This is a genomic window from Pseudomonas sp. DCB_AW (assembly GCF_026240895.1).
Taxonomy (GTDB): domain Bacteria; phylum Pseudomonadota; class Gammaproteobacteria; order Pseudomonadales; family Pseudomonadaceae; genus Aquipseudomonas; species Aquipseudomonas kermanshahensis.
Map to the genome: position 1 here is coordinate 110483 of NZ_JAPFCE010000011.1, position 17412 is coordinate 127894.

Here is a 17412-nt window from a genome sequence, read left to right on the forward strand (position 1 = left end):
ACCCTGATGGCAAGCAAGCATTGAGTCAGACGCTTAGTAGTTTCTTTGCTCGGTTGCTTAGCGCGCTGACCGGTCGCACCATCACGACAAACTCCAACAACGGCTCAAACCAGGACCTTGGTGGGTTTGAATCTTCATTCAAGCTTGACAATACGCCTTCGTGGGCAGATCAAGACAACACCTCTAGCTGGAAAAACCGCCTGAGCTTCAACGAGGAGCACAATGAGGCATCGGATGATGATTTCGAAATCCCTGATGCGCCGGTTGGAAAGCTGACGGCTCGGGATGATAAATGGTGGAAAAACCAAGGTGTTGATGCACACGAGGAAAAAGCTAACTATGGGGACTCACGGCGAAACCTCGCCATCGACTCCCGCTCTAATGTTTGGACTGTAGATCGGTTCAAATCAACAAACCCCGAATTCCTCGGCCGCTTGAAAGACATGCGAAGGAAATGATAATGCACAACCTCTCATGGGAAAAAGACCTGACCCAAACGCCTGCTGGTCATCAATCCCGCATGCAAGCTTATATCTCCCCTCCAGGGGCACGCCAGCTGGTGAGCGCCTTGATGCACGAGGCCACAACAATCAGCGCAACCTTCTCGGACGAAGCGCTGCTTGTTTTCAAATTAACACTCGGCATTTCAGTATTTGAGAAGAAGACTGGGACGTTCTACGGCCTCTATGCGTCTGACACGGACAGTGATGCCTTGCCCAATTTCTGTATCCGCAAGGCCACATGGAGGATGGCTTTTGGCAATGTAGACAAAGTTCTGGAAAGCCTCGAATCAACGAGTAGCTTCTTCAGAAACTCACAACTGCCACTCGCTCATTCAACGTTCGTCACAGAGGCCTGCAACGGAATAATTAGAAACATTGAAGTAACCCCCAAAACACCGCCAAGCGAGGACCCTCGAATACTGCGATATTATGCCCTAGAAGGTGACTATTCCCTCAGGGGGGAATACCGTGCATTCGACATGCATTCCGCTTACGTAGAGCAACTTTTTATGCACCTTGAAGCCTTGCATCAATCCACTGAAACACAGGGCAGCATACTTCCTGTACCCGGAACTTTTCGTATTTCCTATACGTTCGACGGGTTCGACTTCTTGAGATAGCACACCCCTAATACACAAGCACTTGCATCCGATTACAGATTTTGGGCCAGAGAGGGCTGCAAAGCAGCCCCAGTGGGTAGAAATCAGATCAACCAGCGATACAACAGATACGCCACCACCACCGCCAACACCGGCCGCAGAATGCGGTAAGCCTTGGGGTTGGCGCGCTTGAACTGCTTCACGTGGCTGCTGATCTTGTTGCTGAAACGCTTGCTCCAGGCATACGCCTGGTTGATCCCGCCGACGCGCTCGTCGTCGGTGTTCTGCGGCGCGGTGGCGCGGCCGAGGAAGGCACTGACCTGGCGGTTGATGCGGGTCATCAGCGGGCTGCTCAGCGGGCGTTCGATGTCGCAGAACAGGATCACGCGGGTGACGTCGGTCTCGTTCTTGACCCAGTGCACGTAGGTTTCGTCGAACATCACGTCCTCGCCGTCACGCCAGGCATACACCTGGCCATCGACGTAGATGCGGCAGTCGTCGGAATTGGGCGTGGACAAGCCCAGGTGATAGCGCAAAGAGCCGGCGAACGGGTCGCGGTGCGGGTTCAGGTGGCTGCCACCGGGCAGCAAGGCGAACATCGCGCCCTTGACGTTGGGGATGCTGCTGACCAGCTCGACGGTGCGCGGGCACAGGGCCTCGGCCGACGGCAGCGGTTTGTCGTACCACTTCAGGTAGAAGCGCTTCCAGCCCTTCTTGAAGAACGAACCGAAGCCGGCGTCGTTGTCTTTTTCGGCTGCGCGAATATAGCCCTCGTCGAACAGGCGCATGGCCTCTTCACGGATTTCCTGCCAGTTGTCCTTCAGCACATCCAGCTCAGGGAAGCGCTGGCGGTCCAGGTACGGCTTGGACGGCACGCCGGAAAACAGGTACATCAAGGCGTTATAGGGGGCGAACAGCGCCGAATGGTTGACGAACTGGCGCAACACCGGAAGGCGCGCCTTGCCGCGCAGGTGCACGAACAGCACGCTGCCGAAAAACACCAGCAGGACACCCGCCTTGGCTGCAAAGGAAAAGGTCATGCAACACTCCTTGGAAAGGAAGCAGGCCTGCGCCGCCTGCTCCCGAAAAAATCATCCGGCCATCATAAACCCATCCCGCCCCGGTAAAAACAACCTGGGCGGGATCTCATTCATGAAGATTCTGCAATAAACCGGATTACCGAGTGTTGCGCCTGATCAGAAGACAAGGCGATTACTGCTGGTTTTCCTGCTCGCTGAACATATCGCTGAACAGCATGCTCGACAGGTAACGCTCGCCAGAGTCGGGCAGGATTACGACGATGGTCTTACCCTGCATCTCTGGTTTTTCGGCCAGGCGCACTGCCGCCGCCATCGCTGCGCCACAGGAAATACCGCACAAAATGCCCTCTTCCTGCATCAGCCGAATGGCCATGGCCTTGGACTCTTCGTCGGTCACCGTCTCGACTTGGTCGACCATGGAGAGGTCGAGGTTCTTCGGCACGAAGCCCGCGCCAATGCCCTGGATCTTGTGCGGGCTGGGCTTGAGTTCTTCACCGGCCAGGGTCTGGCTGATCAGCGGCGAGGCCACCGGCTCCACCGCCACCGACAGGATCGACTTGCCCTGGGTCTGCTTGATGTAGCGCGAAACGCCGGTGATGGTACCGCCAGTGCCCACACCGGCCACCAGCACATCGACGGCGCCGTCGGTGTCGTTCCAGATCTCCGGGCCGGTGGTCTTTTCATGGATTGCCGGGTTAGCCGGGTTTTCGAACTGGCCTGGTTGAAAGTACTGGGCCGGGTCGGAGTTGACGATTTCGTTGGCCTTCTCGATGGCGCCCTTCATGCCCTTGGCCGGCTCGGTCAGCACCAATTCGGCACCCAAGGCCTTGAGCACTTTGCGCCGTTCAAGGCTCATCGAGGCCGGCATGGTCAGGATCAGCTTGTAGCCACGGGCGGCGGCAACGAACGCCAGGCCAATGCCGGTGTTGCCCGAGGTGGGCTCGACGATGGTCATGCCGGGCTTGAGCTTGCCGCTGCTTTCGGCGTCCCAGACCATGTTCGCGCCGATCCGGCATTTGACCGAGTAGCCCGGGTTGCGCCCTTCGATCTTGGCCAGGATGGTCACCCCACGCGGGGCGATGCGGTTGATCTGCACCAGCGGCGTGTTACCGATGGAATGGGCGTTGTCTGCGTAGATACGGCTCATGGCAGGGGTCCTTGAACATGAAGATGCAGGGAAAGACTTCAAGGGTAAGCCTGCCCCGTTGGCCCGTAAAGCCTGTTCGAACTCCCAGGCGGCGCCTGCGGTCAACCGCACATCCAGCCTAGGAGAACCTTCGATGAAAGGTCGCTACCGCTGGCCGCTGGTCGGCCTGGCCAGCCTGGTCGTGCTGCTGGTGGCCCTGCACCTGGCCCTGCCCTACCTGGTGCGCGACTACCTCAACGACAAGCTGGCCGACATGGGTGACTACCGCGGCCAGGTCGTCGACGTCGACCTGGCCTGGTGGCGCGGCGCTTACCAGATCAACGGCCTGAAGATCGTCAAGACCAGCGGCAAGGTCCCGGTGCCGCTGCTCGATGCGCCCTTGATCGACCTGTCGGTGAGCTGGCACGCGTTGTGGCACGACCGCGCCGTAGTGGCCGAGGTGACCTTCGTGCGGCCAGCGCTGAACTTTGTCGATGGCGGCAGCAAGCAGGCGTCACAGACCGGCCGCGGCACCGATTGGCGCCAACAACTGGAAAAACTGCTGCCGATCACCCTCAACGAAGTGCGCATTGAAGACGGCGTGCTGACCTTTCGCAACTTCACCTCCAAGCCCCCCGTCAACCTCAAGGCGACCCGGCTCGACGCCAGCATTCGTAACCTGACCAACGTGCGCAACGAAAAAGGCCGGCGCGACGCCAGTTTCGACGCCAATGCCGTGTTGTTCGGGGATGCCAAGGTCGAGAGCCGCGCTACCTTCGACCCGTTCAGCGACTTCGACGACTTCGAATTCCGCCTGCGCGCCTCCGATATTCAGTTGCGCAAGCTCAATGACTTTGCCAGCGCTTATGGCAAGTTCGACTTCAATGCCGGGCATGGCGACCTGGTGATCGAAGCCCAGGCTGAGAAGGGCCGGCTTACGGGCTATATCAAGCCGTTGCTGCGCGATGTCGATGTGTTCAACTGGCAGCAGGACGTGCAGAACAAGGACAAGGGCTTTTTCCGCTCGGTGTGGGAGGCGCTGGTGGGGGGCACCGAATCGGTGTTGAAAAACCAGCCGAAAAACCAGTTCGCCACCCGGGTGGAGCTTAGTGGCAGTGTGCACAAGCAGGATGTCAGTGCCTTCGAGGCGTTTTTGCAGATCCTGCGTAATGGCTTTGTCCAGGCGTTCAATGCCCGGTATGAGCAGCCTGCGCCAACGTCCGACTGAAAGCGCGTGACGGGGCATTCAGGGACTGAATACCCGGTCTGCGTTTGCAGGCGCCGAGCCCCGCGTTATAGTCGGTAACAAATCAAAAATAGGTACTGGCTGTCATGGCCCTATCGCCGGCAAACCGGCTCCCACAGGGATACCACAGTTCTCAAGGCTTGTGGTGCTCCTGTGGGAGCGGGCTTGCCCCGCGAAAAGGCCGGCCCAGCCACCCGCAGAGGACACTCCCATGAAGTTCGAAGGCACCCGCGACTACGTCGCCACAGACGACCTGAAACTGGCGGTAAACGCGGCCATCACCCTCGAACGCCCGCTGCTGGTCAAAGGCGAACCGGGCACTGGCAAGACCATGCTCGCCGAGCAGCTCGCGGCCTCCTTCGGCGCCCGCCTGATCACCTGGCACATCAAGTCCACCACCAAAGCCCACCAGGGCCTCTACGAGTACGATGCGGTCAGCCGCCTGCGCGACTCGCAGTTGGGCACCGAAAAAGTCCACGATGTGCGCAATTACCTGAAAAAGGGCAAGCTCTGGGAAGCCTTCGAGGCTGAAGAGCGGGTCATCCTGCTGATCGACGAAATCGACAAGGCCGACATCGAGTTCCCCAACGACCTGCTGCAAGAACTCGACAAGATGGAGTTCTATGTCTACGAAACCGACGAGACCATCAAGGCCAAGCAGCGCCCGATCATCATCATTACCTCGAACAACGAAAAAGAACTGCCCGACGCCTTCCTGCGCCGCTGCTTCTTCCACTACATCGCCTTCCCCGACCGCGCCACGCTGCAACAGATCGTCGACGTGCACTACCCGAACATCAAGCAATCGCTGGTCAGCGAGGCGCTGGACGTGTTCTTCGATGTGCGCAAGGTGCCGGGCCTGAAGAAAAAGCCCTCCACCTCCGAGCTGGTCGACTGGCTCAAGCTGCTGATGGCCGACAACATCGGCGAAGCGGTGCTGCGCGAGCGTGACCCGACCAAAGCCATCCCACCCCTGGCGGGCGCCCTGGTGAAGAACGAGCAGGACGTTCAATTGCTCGAGCGCCTGGCGTTCATGAGCCGACGCGGCAACCGCTGAGGGGCCGGCCATGCTGCTCAACCTGTTCAACGAAATGCGCGCGGCCAAGGTGCCGGTGTCGGTACGCGAACTGCTCGACCTGCTCAATGCCCTGCAAAAACGCGTGGTGTTCGCCGACATGGACGAGTTCTACTACCTGGCACGGGCGATCCTGGTGAAGGACGAGCGGCATTTCGACAAATTCGACCGAGCATTCTCGGCCTACTTCAAGGGCCTGGAAAACCTCGACCGCCACCTTGAAGCGCTGATCCCCGAAGACTGGCTGCGCAAGGAGTTCGAGCGCTCGCTCACCGATGAAGAACGCGCGCAAATTCAGTCGCTGGGTGGCCTGGACAAGCTGATCGAGGAATTCAAGAAACGCCTCGAAGAGCAAAAGGAACGCCACGCCGGCGGCAACAAGTGGATCGGCACCGGCGGCACCAGCCCATTCGGTTCAGGCGGTTTCAACCCCGAAGGCATCCGCGTGGGCGAGGCTGGCCAGCGCCAGGGCAAGGCGGTGAAGGTGTGGGACCAGCGCGAGTACAAGAACCTCGACGACCAGGTCGAGCTGGGCACGCGCAACATCAAGCTGGCCTTGCGCCGGCTGCGCAAGTTTGCCCGTGAAGGCGCTGCCGAAGAGCTGGATATCGACGGCACCATCGACCACACCGCACGCGACGCCGGGTTGCTGAACATCCAGATGCGCCCGGAGCGGCGCAACACCGTCAAGCTGCTGTTGCTGTTCGACATCGGTGGCTCGATGGATGCCCACGTCAAAGTCTGCGAAGAGCTGTTTTCGGCCTGCAAGACCGAGTTCAAGCACCTGGAGTACTACTACTTCCACAACTTCGTGTACGAGTCGGTGTGGAAGAACAACCTACGGCGCACCTCGGAGCGGTTCTCCACCTTCGACCTGCTGCACAAGTACGGCGATGACTACAAAGTGGTGTTCGTCGGCGACGCGGCCATGGCGCCCTACGAGATCACCCAGCCTGGTGGCAGCGTCGAGCACTGGAACGAAGAAGCCGGGTATGTGTGGATGCAGCGCTTCATGGAGAAATTCAAGAAGATCATCTGGATCAACCCGTATCCGAAGCAGGCCTGGGACTACACGGCGTCAACGCACCTGGTGCGGGATTTGATCGAGGACAAGATGTACCCGCTGACCTTGCAGGGGTTGGAGGATGGGATGCGGTACCTGTCTAAGTGATATCGCTTGCACCGGCCTCTTCGCGGGTCAAGCCCACAGGTTCAAGTGCAGTCCAGGTAGGTGCTGTTCTTAGGGACAGCACCCTACCTGTGGGAGCGGGCTTGTCCCGCGAAGAGGCCGGTAGCTTCACCGCCAACGGTTCAGATAACCCTGCTGTTCCCGCCAAGCCTCCTCCTGCACCACCGCCCTGAACCGCACCCCCGCCCCCGGCATGCACTGCGCCAATTGCGCCAGCGCCAACGGCGTCAACGCCCCCAGCCGCGGATACCCGCCAATGGTCTGCCGGTCATTGAGCAGCACGATCGGCTGCCCATCTGGCGGCACCTGCACCGCGCCCAGCGGAATCCCTTCGGAGATCATCGGCGCGCCCTGGTAAACCAGCTGTGGCCCAAGCAATCGGATCCCCATGCGGTCTGCTCGGCTGTCCAAAGTCCAGTCACTGTTGAACGCTTCAAACAGGCTCATGCCGCTGAAGTCACCGATCTGCGCGCCCATCACCAGGTCGAGCACAGGCTTCGCCGAATACACGGGCCGCAACGCCCCAGGCACCTCGCGCAAGGCCGGGGATGAACCGGCAAATGTCAGCCCCTGACCTTTGCCAAGCGCGTCCCCTCGCCCATCGATGCCGCCAAGTTCTTCACGTACAACGGTGGCGCAACTGCCCAGCACTGCCTCGGCCTGGAACCCGCCAGGCGCAGCAAGATAAGCGCGTACGCCCTGCTTGGGCTGCCTCAACGTCAGCTGCTGGCCCTTGGCCAGGGTAAAGCTGCGCCAAGGCGCCAGGGGCTGATCCTCAACCCGCGCATCCAGGTCGGCGCCCGCCAAGGCCAGGACGCAATCCTGCTCCGCCACCACGCTGAATCCGCCCAACGCCACCTCGATCACTGGCGCCCCCAGCGGGTTGCCCAGCAACCAGTTGGCCCAATTCATCGCCACCCAGTCCAGGGCCCCGCCCTGGGTCACGCCCAAGTGGCGCACGCCAAACCGCCCGGCATCCTGCAATTGGCACAGCGCGGTGCTGGCCTCGATTTTCAACTGCGTCATGCCTGCGCCTCCAGTGGGCTGTCATCCCCCCCCAACGCCCTGAACTCGGCGTGGGAAACGGCCACGAAACGCACCCGGTCACCCGGTTGCAACAAGCTGTAGCCTTCGCGTTCACGGTCGAACAGGCGCACCGGTGTACGCCCGATCAGGTTCCAGCCGCCCGGCGATACCGCCGGGTAAGCGGCGGTCTGGCGCTCGGCGATACCCACGCTGCCCGCCGCCACACGCTTGCGCGGGGTGCTCAGGCGCGGCGATGCCAGCCGCTCGTCCACCAGCCCCATGAAGCCGAAGCCTGGGGCGAAGCCGAGGGCGAATACCGGGTACTCGCGCTCGCTGTGCAGGCGGATCACCGCTTGCTCACTCAGGCCGGTGCGCGCCGCCAATACGGGCAATTCAGGGCCGACACTGGCGTCGTACCACACAGGAATCTGATGCCGACGGCCACCGCTGCCGGTGTCCGGCTGCAGCCCCTCCAGCGCTTGGGTGATCAGCGCCCTCGCCTGCCCAGGCGGCAGATCGAACTGCACCATCAGCGTGGTGTAGGAAGGCACCAAGTCCACCAGGTGCTTCCCGAACGCGGCGCTCAAACGCTGGCTGGCCGCAAGCATCCACGGCATGTTGGCTTCATCGATGGTGTCGAACAGGCGCACCATCAGGCTATCGAAGGCGACCACTTCAATGCGCAATTTCATGCGTGCTCCAGCGCATCGAGGGCCTGGCGGATCTGCCGCACCGCGGCCACTGAACTGTCGTTATCGCCGTGCACGCACAGGGTGCTGGCGCGCAGGCGCAACGCGCTGCCATCGTCCGCTACAAGGGTTTCACCACGTGCCAGGCGCACGGCCTGTTCGACCACGAGGGCCGGGTCATGGTGCACGGCGCCGGGCAGGCGCCGCGAGACCAGGTGGCCACTGGCGGTGTAGGCGCGGTCGGCGAAGGCCTCGAACCACAGCGGCACGCCAATCTCCTCCCCCAGGGCCTGTGCCGCACTGTCGTCGGCAGTGGCCATGAGCATCAACGGCAAGCCGCTGTCATAGGCCGCCACGGCTTCGAGCACTGCGCGCAACTTGAGCGGGTCCGCCATCATGTCGTTGTACAGCGCGCCATGGGGTTTGACATAGGCCACCCGGCTACCAAGCACCTTGCAGATGCCGTCCAGCGCACCGATCTGGTAGTGCAGCAGGTCGCGGATTTCCTCAGGGCTGCAGGCCATGGAGCGGCGGCCGAAGCCGACCAGGTCTGGGTAGGCCGGGTGCGCGCCGATAGTCACGCCATGGGCCAGTGCCAACTCCACGGTACGGCGCATGATGCTGGGGTCGCCGGCGTGGTAGCCGCAGGCGATGTTGGCGCAATCGATAAACGGCATCACTTCGGCATCCAGGCCCATGCGCCAGCTGCCAAAACTCTCGCCCATGTCACAATTGAGAAGCAGGCGTTCCACCACACAGACTCCCTTGTCGCTGTTCATAGGCCTACCTTACCGCGCCTGAAGGTGTTTGCCGCGTGTTTCCGGCAGGCTGAGCGCTGCCAGAATCACCACGCCGTACGAGACAGCCGAGAAAACACCAATCCCCAACCCCAGTGGCACCTTTTGGCTGAGCACGCCGATCAGCAAGGGGAACAGTGCGGCGATGACCTTGCCGATGTTGTAGCAAAAGCCTTGCCCCGAGCCACGAATGCGGGTGGGGAACAGTTCGGTCAGGAACGCGCCCATGCCACTGAAGATGCCCGAGGCGAAGAACCCCAGCGGGAAGCCCAGCCACAGCATCACGCCATCGCTGACCGGCACCTGCGTGTACAGCAGCACGATGATGAATGAGCCCACGGCGAACAGGATGAAGTTCTTTTTGCGGCCCAGCAGGTCGGACAGGTACGCGCTGACCACATAGCCGATGTAGGAACCGACGATCACCATCGCCAAATAGCCACCGGTACCCAGCACGCTGAGGCCGCGCTCGTTTTTGAGGAAGGTCGGCAACCACGAGGTGATCGCGTAGTAACCGCCCAGCGCTCCGGTGGTCAGCAAGGATGCACGCACGGTCGTCCAGAGCATGCCGGGGGCGAAGATTTCGTAGAAGTGCGACGGTGCTTCGACCGCCTCAGCCGCCTTGGCCTGGCGGTACACCTCCGGGTCCTTGACCAGGCGGCGCACGAAGATCACGAACACGGCCGGCACCAGCCCCAGCAAAAACAGCGCGCGCCAGGCCTGCTCGGCCGGCAGCCAGGAGAACAGCAGCGCGTACAGAATTGCGGTCAAGCCCCAGCCGATGGCCCAACCAGACTGCACCATGCCCACCGCTTTGCCACGGTCCTGGGCGCGGATCACTTCGCCGATCAGCACCGCGCCGGCGGTCCATTCACCGCCAAAACCGAAGCCCATCAGGGTACGGGCAATCAGCAGCTGTTCGTAGTTTTGCGCGAAGCCGCAGAGGAAGGTGAAGAAGGCAAACCACAGCACCGTCAACTGCAGGGTGCGCACACGGCCAATACGGTCGGAAAGGATGCCGGCGACCCAGCCGCCGATGGCAGACGCGATCAACGTACTGGTATGGATCAGCCCGGCCTCGGCGGTGCTGATGCCCCACAGCATGATCAGCGTGGGGATGACGAAGCTGAGCATCTGCGTGTCCATGCCGTCCAGGCCATAGCCGATCTTGCAGCTCCAGAAGGTGCGTCGTTGCTGCTTGTCGATGTCGCGGTACCAGGCGAAAGGCCCGGTCGAAGAAGGTGAAGCGACCTGCTGCTGCACGCCGGTGGGGTTCATGCTTGCCTCGGCTTGTTGGTATTGTTTTATGGGGCGACCTATTGCGTCGCGGCCTGGGCATCATTGTTCAGAGACCGCGCCGGGTGCGTCCAACGAGAAAAACCGCCGGTCTGGAACAAGAAAAACTGATCATGAACCTTCGTTTCCTCGAAACTTTCGTCTGGGTCGCCCGGCTCAAGAGCTTCCGCCTGACCGCAGAAAAGCTGTTCACCACCCAGGCCTCGGTCTCTAGCCGCATCGCCGCGCTGGAAGCCGACCTGGGCGTCAAACTGCTGCTGCGCGACTCGCGCGGCGTCAGCCTGACCCCGGAGGGCAGCAAGGTGCTGGAATACGCCGAGCGCATGCTCGACACCGCCAAGGCCATGAAGCAATCGCTGGACAGCGACCGGGCCAAGGTCGGGCGCATTCGCATCGGGGTGATGGACACGGTGATTCATACCTGGATGAGCGCGTTGGTGGCGGCGTTGACCGAGCGCTACCCGCAGGTAGAGATCGAGCTGGTGGCCGATACCGCGTTGAACCTGCGCGAACAGCTGCAGAAGGGCTTTCTGGATGTAATCCTGCAGACCGACCTGTTGCGTGAACAGTCGCTCCGCAGCCTGGACCTGGCGCGCTACCCGATGGGCTGGATCGTGGCCGCAGGCTCGCTCCAGCACCGTGATTACGCCTCGCTGGCGGAACTGGGCCGCGAGCGCATCGTGACCTTTTCGAAAAACTCGAGGCCGCACCAGGAGGTGCTCAGCCTGTTGCAAGGCGCCGGGGTGCAAACACCGCGCTTGAACTGTGTGAACTCGGTGGCAGCGATTACCCGGCTACTGCGCGACGGCTTTGCGGTGGGTGCGCTGCCACCGGCCTTGGTGGATGCGGAGCTAGGCTTGGGGGAATTGGTGCTGCTGGAAGGGCTGCAACCGCCGCCTAGCCTGGAGCTGGTGGTGGCCTGGCAGACTGGGGTGGCATTGGTGGATGAGGTGGTCGAGGTGTGCCGGCAGGTGCTGGAGCGGTATGCGCAGGATGTGGGTGGGAAACGGATTGTGCTGGTCTAGGGATTATCGCTGCCTTTACCGGCCCTTTCGCGGGGCAAGCCCGCTCCCACAGGTTGCCCACTGAGCCTGAGAGCAGTGGGCAACCTGTGGGAGCGGGCTTGCACGCGAAGAGGCCCGCACAGGCGCTACATGACTCAGCGCCAGCTTTCCTTCACCACCCGGCGCCGCCCGCCCATGATCACCCAGCCAAGCGCCAGCAACAGGCTCTCGACCACAAAGGCCAGCACAAACCCGGCACCAATGCCCCAGCCAACCGCCTCTGGCACCAGCAGAATCTGGTAGCTGTAGCCCTTGAGCGTTTCTTCACGCATTTGCGGGTCCGGCTGTACCAATACATGCCAGGTACGGCTTACCCACGACCCTTGCAGCGCCTGCCATTCGTTTTCCAGCAGTTCGTTGCGGATCATCAGGCTTTCGATGCTGTTGGCATCACTGTTGAACACCGGGTCATCACTGCTGCGGTAATGGCGCAGCAGCGCCTGGAGGTCGCCATTGAAGAAGCGTTCGGCCGTCTGCTTGAAGCCATCCAGCGCCTGGCGTGATTCGAACAGGTGCGCCTCGACCCGCTGGGTGTAGTCATTGACCAGCCCCGGAACCTGGATACCGGCCAGTAGGCCGAAGGTGAACAGCAACAACCGCAGGTAACTTCTGAACATGCAGCGTCCTTAGCTCTGGCCTTGCGAAACGCACTCTCCGTGCCGCCACAGTGCCCACTCGCCCGGCGCGTAACGCGCCCAGGTCTCGTTCTCGGTCAGGGCCTCGGTGGCAATCACCGTGACCACGTCATTGGGGGTCGTTTCGGTGTGAAAATCGACGATCAGGTCGACATCTTTCAACCGTGCCGCACCAAAAGGTGCGCGCCGGGTTATGTGCACCAACTTGGTCGAGCAGAAGCAGAACAGCCAGTCGCCGTCACTGAGCATGCAGTTGAACACGCCCTTGCCACGGTAGCCGGCACAGGCTTCGACCAGCACTGGCAGCAGCTGTTCCACGGCTACCGGCTCTGGGAAGGCCGCGCGGATGCGGTTGAGCAGGTCGCAGAAGGCCGCTTCGCTGTCGGTATCGCCCACGGGCCGATAGAAGGTCGCTTCACCCTTGAAGTCGCCCAACTGGCCGTTGTGCGCGAAGCACCAGTTGCGGCCCCACATTTCGCGGACGAACGGGTGGGTGTTGGACAGGCACACCTTGCCGACGTTGGCCTGGCGGATGTGGCCAATGACCACTTCGCTTTTTATCGGGTAACGCTGCACCAGGTTGGCGACTTCCGACTCGCTGCTCGCGGCGGGGTCCTGGAACAGGCGCAGGCCACGCCCTTCATAGAAGCCGATGCCCCAGCCATCACGGTGCGGGCCGGTGCGGCCGCCGCGTTGCATCAGGCCGGTGAAGCTGAAAACGATGTCGGTGGGGACGTTGGCACTCATGCCCAGCAGTTCGCACATGCGCGTGTCTCCGATTACAGGCGAGGCTCGACCCGACCGCCGCCCGCAGGCGCGGCAGGGGGTGGATCGTTGCGGTAACGGTCGCGGCGCTCGGCCGCCAGCGGGGCGTCGACCCGGACCTCGTCATCTTCGGCGGCCTGGCGCTTGGCGGCGGCTTCGGCTTGCTCGCGGCGCTCACGGGCACGCTTTTCCAGCGGCCAGCGCACCAGCACGAAGAGCAAGTACAGGCCAAAGGCGATCATGCCGTACATGGCAAAGTCGGACACCGCGCGCCAGGCGTTGTTGCCGACCTTGAAGGCCACGTCCAGGGCGGTAATGGCGATGGCTGGGGCAAAGCTGTCCTTGACCGGGTCGACGATGGTCGGGGTCAGCAGCAGTACCGCCAGGATCACCCGCAGCGGTTCGCGCAGCCAGCGCCACATCCAACCCGTGAGCTTGAAGCCCACCAACAGGCAGCCCAGGGCGGCAAGGGCGTACAGGCCCCAGGCGAGGGTATAGTCGTTCTCGGTCATGGTGTTCGTGCAAGCCAGGCAAAGAGTTGCCTATGATAAACACTTTTCAGGGCGCAGACAGCGCTTCCCTGTTCAGGCTTGCCCGCGTTGCGGCGTGAACAGGCACCGCAAGCCCTCAGCCAAGGACCCCCGATGCCCACCAAGCCCCAGCCCCCCATCGCCCGTGCAGACCAAGCCGCCGACCCATACGCCTGGCTGCAACAGCGCGACGCGCCCGAGGTGCTCGAATACCTGCAGGCCGAGAACAGCTACCAGGAGGCCTGCTTGGCCGACCAGGCGCCCCTGCGTGAACAACTGTTCGAGGAAATCAAAGGCCGCATCCAGGAAACCGACCTGTCGCTGCCTTCCCCTTGGGGCCCGTACCTGTACTACACCCGCACCACCGCCGGCGACGAATACCCGCGCCATTACCGCTGCCCGCGCCCGGCTGACGACTCCAACACGGTGGATGAAAGCCGCGAACAGCTGCTGGTCGACCCCAACGCACTGGCCAACGGCGGCTTCCTGTCACTGGGGGCGTTCAACGTCAGCCCCGACCATCGCCTGCTGGCCTACAGCCTCGACACCAGCGGCGACGAGATCTACACCCTGTACGTCAAGGACCTGGGCGACGACAGCATCACCACCCTGCCCTTCGAGGACTGCGACGGCAGCCTGACTTGGGCCAATGACAGCCAGACACTGTTCTTCGCCGAACTGGATGACACCCACCGCCCTTGGCGCCTGCGTCGTCACACCCTGGGCAGCAGCGGCGCGCCAACCGTGTTCGAAGAGCCCGACGGCCGCTTCTTCCTGCATTGTTACCGCACCAGCTCCGAACGCCAGTTGGTGCTGCTGCTCAACAGCAAGACCACCAGCGAGGCCTGGGTACTCGACGCCGAAACGCCGCAGCTGCCGTTCACCTGCCTGGCGCCACGGGTTGAAGACCATGAGTACTTCCCGGACCACGGCCAGCTCGATGGCGAGTGGCGCTGGTTCATCCGCACCAACCAGGACGGCATCAACTTCGCCCTGTACCACGCCCCAGTCGATGACGTACCGACCCGTGATCGCTGGCAGTTGCTGGTAGCGCACAGCGACGAGGTGATGCTGGAAGGCCTAAGCCTCAACGCAGGGGCATTGACCCTGAACCTGCGCGAAGGTGGCCTGCCGATCATCGAAGTACGCCCCCAGGGCCTGGCGGCTTACCGTGTCGAATTGCCGGATGCTGCCTACAGCCTTTACGTGCAGGACAGCCTTGAGTTCGTCAGCACCCGCGTACGCCTGCGCTACGAAGCGCTCAACCGCCCGGCCCAGGTGCGGCAGCTGGAGCTGGCCACCGGTGCACAGGCGGTGCTCAAGCAAACCCCGGTGCTGGGTGCGTTCGATGCCGACGACTATGTCAGCCAGCGCCTGTGGGCCACCGCCCAGGACGGCACCCAGGTGCCGATCAGCCTGGTGCGCCGCCGCGAAGACCTGGGCAAGACCGTGCCGCTGTACCTGTATGGCTACGGCGCCTATGGCGAAAGCCTCGACCCGTGGTTTTCACATGCCCGCCTGAGCCTGCTGCAGCGAGGCGTGGCCTTTGCCATTGCCCACGTGCGCGGTGGTGGCGAGTTGGGTGAAGCCTGGTACCGGGCCGGCAAGCAGGCACACAAGCAGAACAGCTTCACCGACTTCATCGCCTGTGCCGAGCACCTGATCGCCGAAGGCGTGACCTCGCCCGAGCGCCTGGCCATCAGCGGCGGCAGCGCGGGCGGGTTGTTGATGGGCGCGGTGCTCAACCTGCGACCCGAGTTGTTCCGCTGCGCGATTGCCGAAGTACCTTTCGTCGACGTGCTCAACACCATGCTCGACCCCGACCTGCCGCTGACCGTCACCGAGTACGACGAATGGGGCAACCCGCAAGAGCCCGAGGTGTATGAGCGCATCAAGGCCTATGCACCGTACGAGAACGTAACAGCCCAGGCCTACCCCGCCATGCTGGTGGTGGCCGGGTACAACGACAGCCGCGTGCAGTATTGGGAGGCTGCCAAGTGGGTCGCGCGCCTGCGCACGCGCAAGACCGATGACAACTTGCTGCTGCTCAAGACTGAAATGGGGGCTGGGCATGGCGGCATGAGTGGACGGTACCAGGGGCTCAAGGATGTGGCGCTGGAGTATGCGTTCGTGTTTGGCGAGTTAGGGGTGGTGTAGCGCAAAGGTGAGACCGCGCAGTGTTTTATAGGTGTATGACGTTGGGGATGCAGCGGCTTTGAAACCGAGCGCCGCCCGCGCGGCGCATCGCGAGCAACGCTCGCTCCTACGTTTGTTTCTGGCCAATTATTCCTGAGGCATTGGCGCGCGGCCCCTTGGCGTCCACCTCAATATCGGGTCGTGTAAACAAGGCGGTCGCGCGCGCTGCCACCGGCGTAACTGGCCCGAAACAAACGTAGGAGCGAGCGTTGCTCGCGATGCGCCGCGCGGGCGGCGCTCGATCTTCGCAACTCTGCAAATGCCACGGCAAACCCTTCCCGCCCAAAACCGTCACTTCAATCCTCCTCCACCGGCACCTTCACAGGCTCTGGCCGCAAGCCTGGCAACGGCTGGTCCTTCGGCGGCCCAGGCACCGGCATTGGCGGCAACAACGGTGCGCCAGGCTGGCTGTCATAAGCCTTCGGCGGCGTACTCGGGGTGATCTGCGGATAGGGCGTGGGCGTGGGCGTGCCGGGGGCGCCGGGCACGGGTGTATTGAGCCGGGGTGGCGCGCTGGCGGCTTCGGCCATGGGCAGGCCAGCCAGGAGCAACGCGGTGAGGATCGCATGCAACATCAGCAACCTCCTGTCGGGAACCTTCCTACAGGCTACGCCTAAATGGAAGCTTTCGCCTGTCCGCCTGGCCTGCAAGCGCGCTAGACTCAGTGGCATAACCGTCATTTGCCTGATCAGAACAAAGGAAACACCATGAGCTCGGCCTCTACCTCCGCCGCCACCGCACGCCTCGACCGCATCCTTGCCGACGCCAAGCGCGACAAAGAGATGGGCTACCGCGACAAGGCCCTGAAAATGTACCCGCACGTGTGCGGCCGCTGCGCCCGCGAGTTTGCCGGCAAGCGCCTGAGCGAGCTGACCGTGCACCACCGTGACCACAACCACGACAACAACCCGCAGGACGGATCGAACTGGGAGTTGCTGTGCCTGTACTGCCACGACAACGAACACTCGCGCTACACCGACCAGCAGTATTTCAGCGAAGGCTCGACCAGCACCCCGAGCATCGCCAAGGCTACCCATAACCCGTTTGCCGGGCTGGCTGGCCTGCTGAAAAAAGACTGACCATCGACACAGCCCCCGCTGCGGCCGGCGAGCCCGTATAATCGCGCTTTTTTTGCGAAGGGCCCCGGCACGTGGCAAACAAACGATACAGCTGCATCGGCCTGTTCAACCCCAAGTCGGCGGAAAACGTCGGCTCGGTGATGCGCGCAGCGGGTTGCTACGGCGTCAACTCGGTGTTCTACACCGGCAAACGGTATGAGCGCGCCCGCGACTTCGTCACCGACACCAAACGTGTGCACTACGACATCCCGCTGATCGGCATCGACGACCTGCAGCGCATCATTCCGCTGGGCTGCACGCCGGTGGCGGTAGAACTGGTCGACGGCGCACGGCCGCTGCCCGAGTACACCCACCCGGATCGCGCCATCTACATTTTCGGGCCAGAAGACGGCAGCCTCGATGCGGATGTGCGGGGGTGGTGTGAAGAGACCATCTACATTCCGACCCAGGGCTGCATGAACCTGGCGGCGACAGTGAATGTGGTGCTGTATGACCGGATGGCCAAAGGGCTGAATACCCGGTCGGGGCCCAAGTTCAAGTAAAAAAGCCGCCTCTGA

General features: G+C 62.3%; 19 protein-coding genes. 9 read left to right on the top strand and 10 right to left on the bottom strand.

The genetic code is table 11. The features are described 5' to 3' along the window. The first annotated feature begins 20 nt into the window (after positions 1-20). Complete coding sequence (locus OO306_RS09715; RefSeq protein ID WP_265968503.1) at positions 21-458, top strand: hypothetical protein; 438 nt, start codon at positions 21-23, stop codon at positions 456-458. A gap of 2 nt (positions 459-460) precedes the next feature. Further along, positions 461-1123 carry a hypothetical protein gene (locus OO306_RS09720; protein WP_265968504.1) on the top strand — a complete coding sequence of 221 codons (663 nt, stop codon included), beginning with the start codon at positions 461-463 and terminating at the stop codon, positions 1121-1123. Positions 1124-1206: 83 nt separating this feature from the next. Here OO306_RS09720 and OO306_RS09725 read toward each other — a convergent pair whose 3' ends face one another. Both OO306_RS09725 and cysK read right to left on the bottom strand, forming a co-directional pair. Then, a complete protein-coding gene (locus OO306_RS09725; RefSeq protein WP_238215933.1) occupies positions 1207-2142 on the bottom strand; it encodes an aspartyl/asparaginyl beta-hydroxylase domain-containing protein in 936 nt (311 codons plus the stop codon). 172 nt (positions 2143-2314) lie between these two features. Beyond that, positions 2315-3289 carry a cysteine synthase A gene (cysK, locus tag OO306_RS09730; RefSeq protein ID WP_027594589.1) on the bottom strand — a complete coding sequence of 325 codons (975 nt, stop codon included), beginning with the start codon at positions 3287-3289 and terminating at the stop codon, positions 2315-2317. A 133-nt stretch (positions 3290-3422) separates the two neighbouring features. Between cysK and OO306_RS09735 the strand changes: the two genes are divergently transcribed. The 3 genes from OO306_RS09735 (at position 3423) to OO306_RS09745 (ending at position 6760) form a co-directional block, all read left to right on the top strand. Next, positions 3423-4496, top strand: coding sequence for a DUF748 domain-containing protein (locus OO306_RS09735; RefSeq protein WP_265968505.1), 1074 nt, complete (start codon positions 3423-3425; stop codon positions 4494-4496). A 229-nt stretch (positions 4497-4725) separates the two neighbouring features. After that, a complete protein-coding gene (locus OO306_RS09740; protein WP_027594591.1) occupies positions 4726-5571 on the top strand; it encodes a MoxR family ATPase in 846 nt (281 codons plus the stop codon). Positions 5572-5581: 10 nt separating this feature from the next. Further along, the gene (locus tag OO306_RS09745) at positions 5582-6760 is read left to right on the top strand and encodes a VWA domain-containing protein (protein ID WP_265968506.1); all 1179 of its coding nucleotides are present in this window, start codon (positions 5582-5584) and stop codon (positions 6758-6760) included. A gap of 126 nt (positions 6761-6886) precedes the next feature. On the opposite strand, the gene OO306_RS09750 is transcribed toward OO306_RS09745, so the two are convergent. From OO306_RS09750 to OO306_RS09765, 4 genes are read right to left on the bottom strand one after another with little or no spacing between them, the layout of a single operon-like run. Continuing rightward, entirely contained in the window at positions 6887-7804 is a 918-nt protein-coding gene (locus OO306_RS09750) for a biotin-dependent carboxyltransferase family protein (protein ID WP_265968507.1), read from the bottom strand. Then, entirely contained in the window at positions 7801-8496 is a 696-nt protein-coding gene (gene pxpB, locus OO306_RS09755; RefSeq protein ID WP_265968509.1) for a 5-oxoprolinase subunit PxpB, read from the bottom strand. Before pxpB ends, OO306_RS09750 begins: the two co-directional genes overlap by 4 nt. Then, positions 8493-9272, bottom strand: a complete 780-nt coding sequence (locus OO306_RS09760; protein ID WP_186680920.1) for a 5-oxoprolinase subunit PxpA — start codon at positions 9270-9272, stop codon at positions 8493-8495. Before OO306_RS09760 ends, pxpB begins: the two co-directional genes overlap by 4 nt. Positions 9273-9281: 9 nt before the next feature. Continuing rightward, positions 9282-10568: an MFS transporter gene (locus OO306_RS09765; protein ID WP_099455040.1), complete on the bottom strand. Its 1287-nt coding sequence runs from the start codon at positions 10566-10568 to the stop codon at positions 9282-9284. Between the two features lie 131 nt (positions 10569-10699). On the opposite strand from OO306_RS09765, the gene OO306_RS09770 reads away from it, so the two are divergent. Further along, entirely contained in the window at positions 10700-11611 is a 912-nt protein-coding gene (locus OO306_RS09770) for a LysR family transcriptional regulator (RefSeq protein ID WP_265968510.1), read from the top strand. Positions 11612-11745: 134 nt separating this feature from the next. Here OO306_RS09770 and OO306_RS09775 read toward each other — a convergent pair whose 3' ends face one another. The 3 genes from OO306_RS09775 to OO306_RS09785 are packed head-to-tail and all read right to left on the bottom strand — an operon-like array spanning position 11746 to position 13562. Beyond that, positions 11746-12267, bottom strand: coding sequence for a DUF2937 family protein (locus OO306_RS09775; RefSeq protein ID WP_027594600.1), 522 nt, complete (start codon positions 12265-12267; stop codon positions 11746-11748). 9 nt (positions 12268-12276) lie between these two features. After that, a complete protein-coding gene (locus tag OO306_RS09780; protein WP_027594601.1) occupies positions 12277-13050 on the bottom strand; it encodes a class II glutamine amidotransferase in 774 nt (257 codons plus the stop codon). A 14-nt stretch (positions 13051-13064) separates the two neighbouring features. Beyond that, entirely contained in the window at positions 13065-13562 is a 498-nt protein-coding gene (locus OO306_RS09785) for a hypothetical protein (protein ID WP_027594602.1), read from the bottom strand. A 132-nt stretch (positions 13563-13694) separates the two neighbouring features. On the opposite strand from OO306_RS09785, the gene OO306_RS09790 reads away from it, so the two are divergent. Next, complete coding sequence (locus OO306_RS09790; RefSeq protein WP_265968511.1) at positions 13695-15737, top strand: S9 family peptidase; 2043 nt, start codon at positions 13695-13697, stop codon at positions 15735-15737. A 335-nt stretch (positions 15738-16072) separates the two neighbouring features. On the opposite strand, the gene OO306_RS09795 is transcribed toward OO306_RS09790, so the two are convergent. Beyond that, on the bottom strand, positions 16073-16351 hold the full coding sequence (locus tag OO306_RS09795) for a hypothetical protein (RefSeq protein ID WP_027594604.1): 279 nt from the start codon (positions 16349-16351) through the stop codon (positions 16073-16075). Between the two features lie 132 nt (positions 16352-16483). Here OO306_RS09795 and OO306_RS09800 point away from each other — a divergent pair, with 132 nt between their 5' ends. Together OO306_RS09800 and OO306_RS09805 are read left to right on the top strand one after the other, a co-directional pair. Next, positions 16484-16855 (top strand): YajD family HNH nuclease, encoded by a 372-nt coding sequence (locus tag OO306_RS09800; RefSeq protein ID WP_027594605.1) that lies wholly within the window; start codon positions 16484-16486, stop codon positions 16853-16855. A gap of 71 nt (positions 16856-16926) precedes the next feature. Next, positions 16927-17397 carry an RNA methyltransferase gene (locus OO306_RS09805; protein ID WP_027594606.1) on the top strand — a complete coding sequence of 157 codons (471 nt, stop codon included), beginning with the start codon at positions 16927-16929 and terminating at the stop codon, positions 17395-17397. Positions 17398-17412: the final 15 nt, after the last annotated feature.

What these genes read in the sequence shown, in the direction of transcription:
- OO306_RS09780 (WP_027594601.1), bottom strand. Translation starts at nt 13,050, where the DNA reads ATGTGCGAACTGCTGGGCATGAGTGCCAACGTCCCCACCGACATCGTT.
- OO306_RS09790 (WP_265968511.1), top strand. Translation starts at nt 13,695, where the DNA reads ATGCCCACCAAGCCCCAGCCCCCCATCGCCCGTGCAGACCAAGCCGCC.
- OO306_RS09725 (WP_238215933.1), bottom strand. Translation starts at nt 2,142, where the DNA reads ATGACCTTTTCCTTTGCAGCCAAGGCGGGTGTCCTGCTGGTGTTTTTC.
- OO306_RS09740 (WP_027594591.1), top strand. Translation starts at nt 4,726, where the DNA reads ATGAAGTTCGAAGGCACCCGCGACTACGTCGCCACAGACGACCTGAAA.
- OO306_RS09735 (WP_265968505.1), top strand. Translation starts at nt 3,423, where the DNA reads ATGAAAGGTCGCTACCGCTGGCCGCTGGTCGGCCTGGCCAGCCTGGTC.
- OO306_RS09765 (WP_099455040.1), bottom strand. Translation starts at nt 10,568, where the DNA reads ATGAACCCCACCGGCGTGCAGCAGCAGGTCGCTTCACCTTCTTCGACC.
- OO306_RS09720 (WP_265968504.1), top strand. Translation starts at nt 461, where the DNA reads ATGCACAACCTCTCATGGGAAAAAGACCTGACCCAAACGCCTGCTGGT.
- cysK (WP_027594589.1), bottom strand. Translation starts at nt 3,289, where the DNA reads ATGAGCCGTATCTACGCAGACAACGCCCATTCCATCGGTAACACGCCG.
- OO306_RS09750 (WP_265968507.1), bottom strand. Translation starts at nt 7,804, where the DNA reads ATGACGCAGTTGAAAATCGAGGCCAGCACCGCGCTGTGCCAATTGCAG.
- OO306_RS09800 (WP_027594605.1), top strand. Translation starts at nt 16,484, where the DNA reads ATGAGCTCGGCCTCTACCTCCGCCGCCACCGCACGCCTCGACCGCATC.
- OO306_RS09760 (WP_186680920.1), bottom strand. Translation starts at nt 9,272, where the DNA reads ATGAACAGCGACAAGGGAGTCTGTGTGGTGGAACGCCTGCTTCTCAAT.
- OO306_RS09785 (WP_027594602.1), bottom strand. Translation starts at nt 13,562, where the DNA reads ATGACCGAGAACGACTATACCCTCGCCTGGGGCCTGTACGCCCTTGCC.
- OO306_RS09770 (WP_265968510.1), top strand. Translation starts at nt 10,700, where the DNA reads ATGAACCTTCGTTTCCTCGAAACTTTCGTCTGGGTCGCCCGGCTCAAG.
- OO306_RS09795 (WP_027594604.1), bottom strand. Translation starts at nt 16,351, where the DNA reads ATGTTGCATGCGATCCTCACCGCGTTGCTCCTGGCTGGCCTGCCCATG.
- OO306_RS09775 (WP_027594600.1), bottom strand. Translation starts at nt 12,267, where the DNA reads ATGTTCAGAAGTTACCTGCGGTTGTTGCTGTTCACCTTCGGCCTACTG.
- OO306_RS09745 (WP_265968506.1), top strand. Translation starts at nt 5,582, where the DNA reads ATGCTGCTCAACCTGTTCAACGAAATGCGCGCGGCCAAGGTGCCGGTG.
- pxpB (WP_265968509.1), bottom strand. Translation starts at nt 8,496, where the DNA reads ATGAAATTGCGCATTGAAGTGGTCGCCTTCGATAGCCTGATGGTGCGC.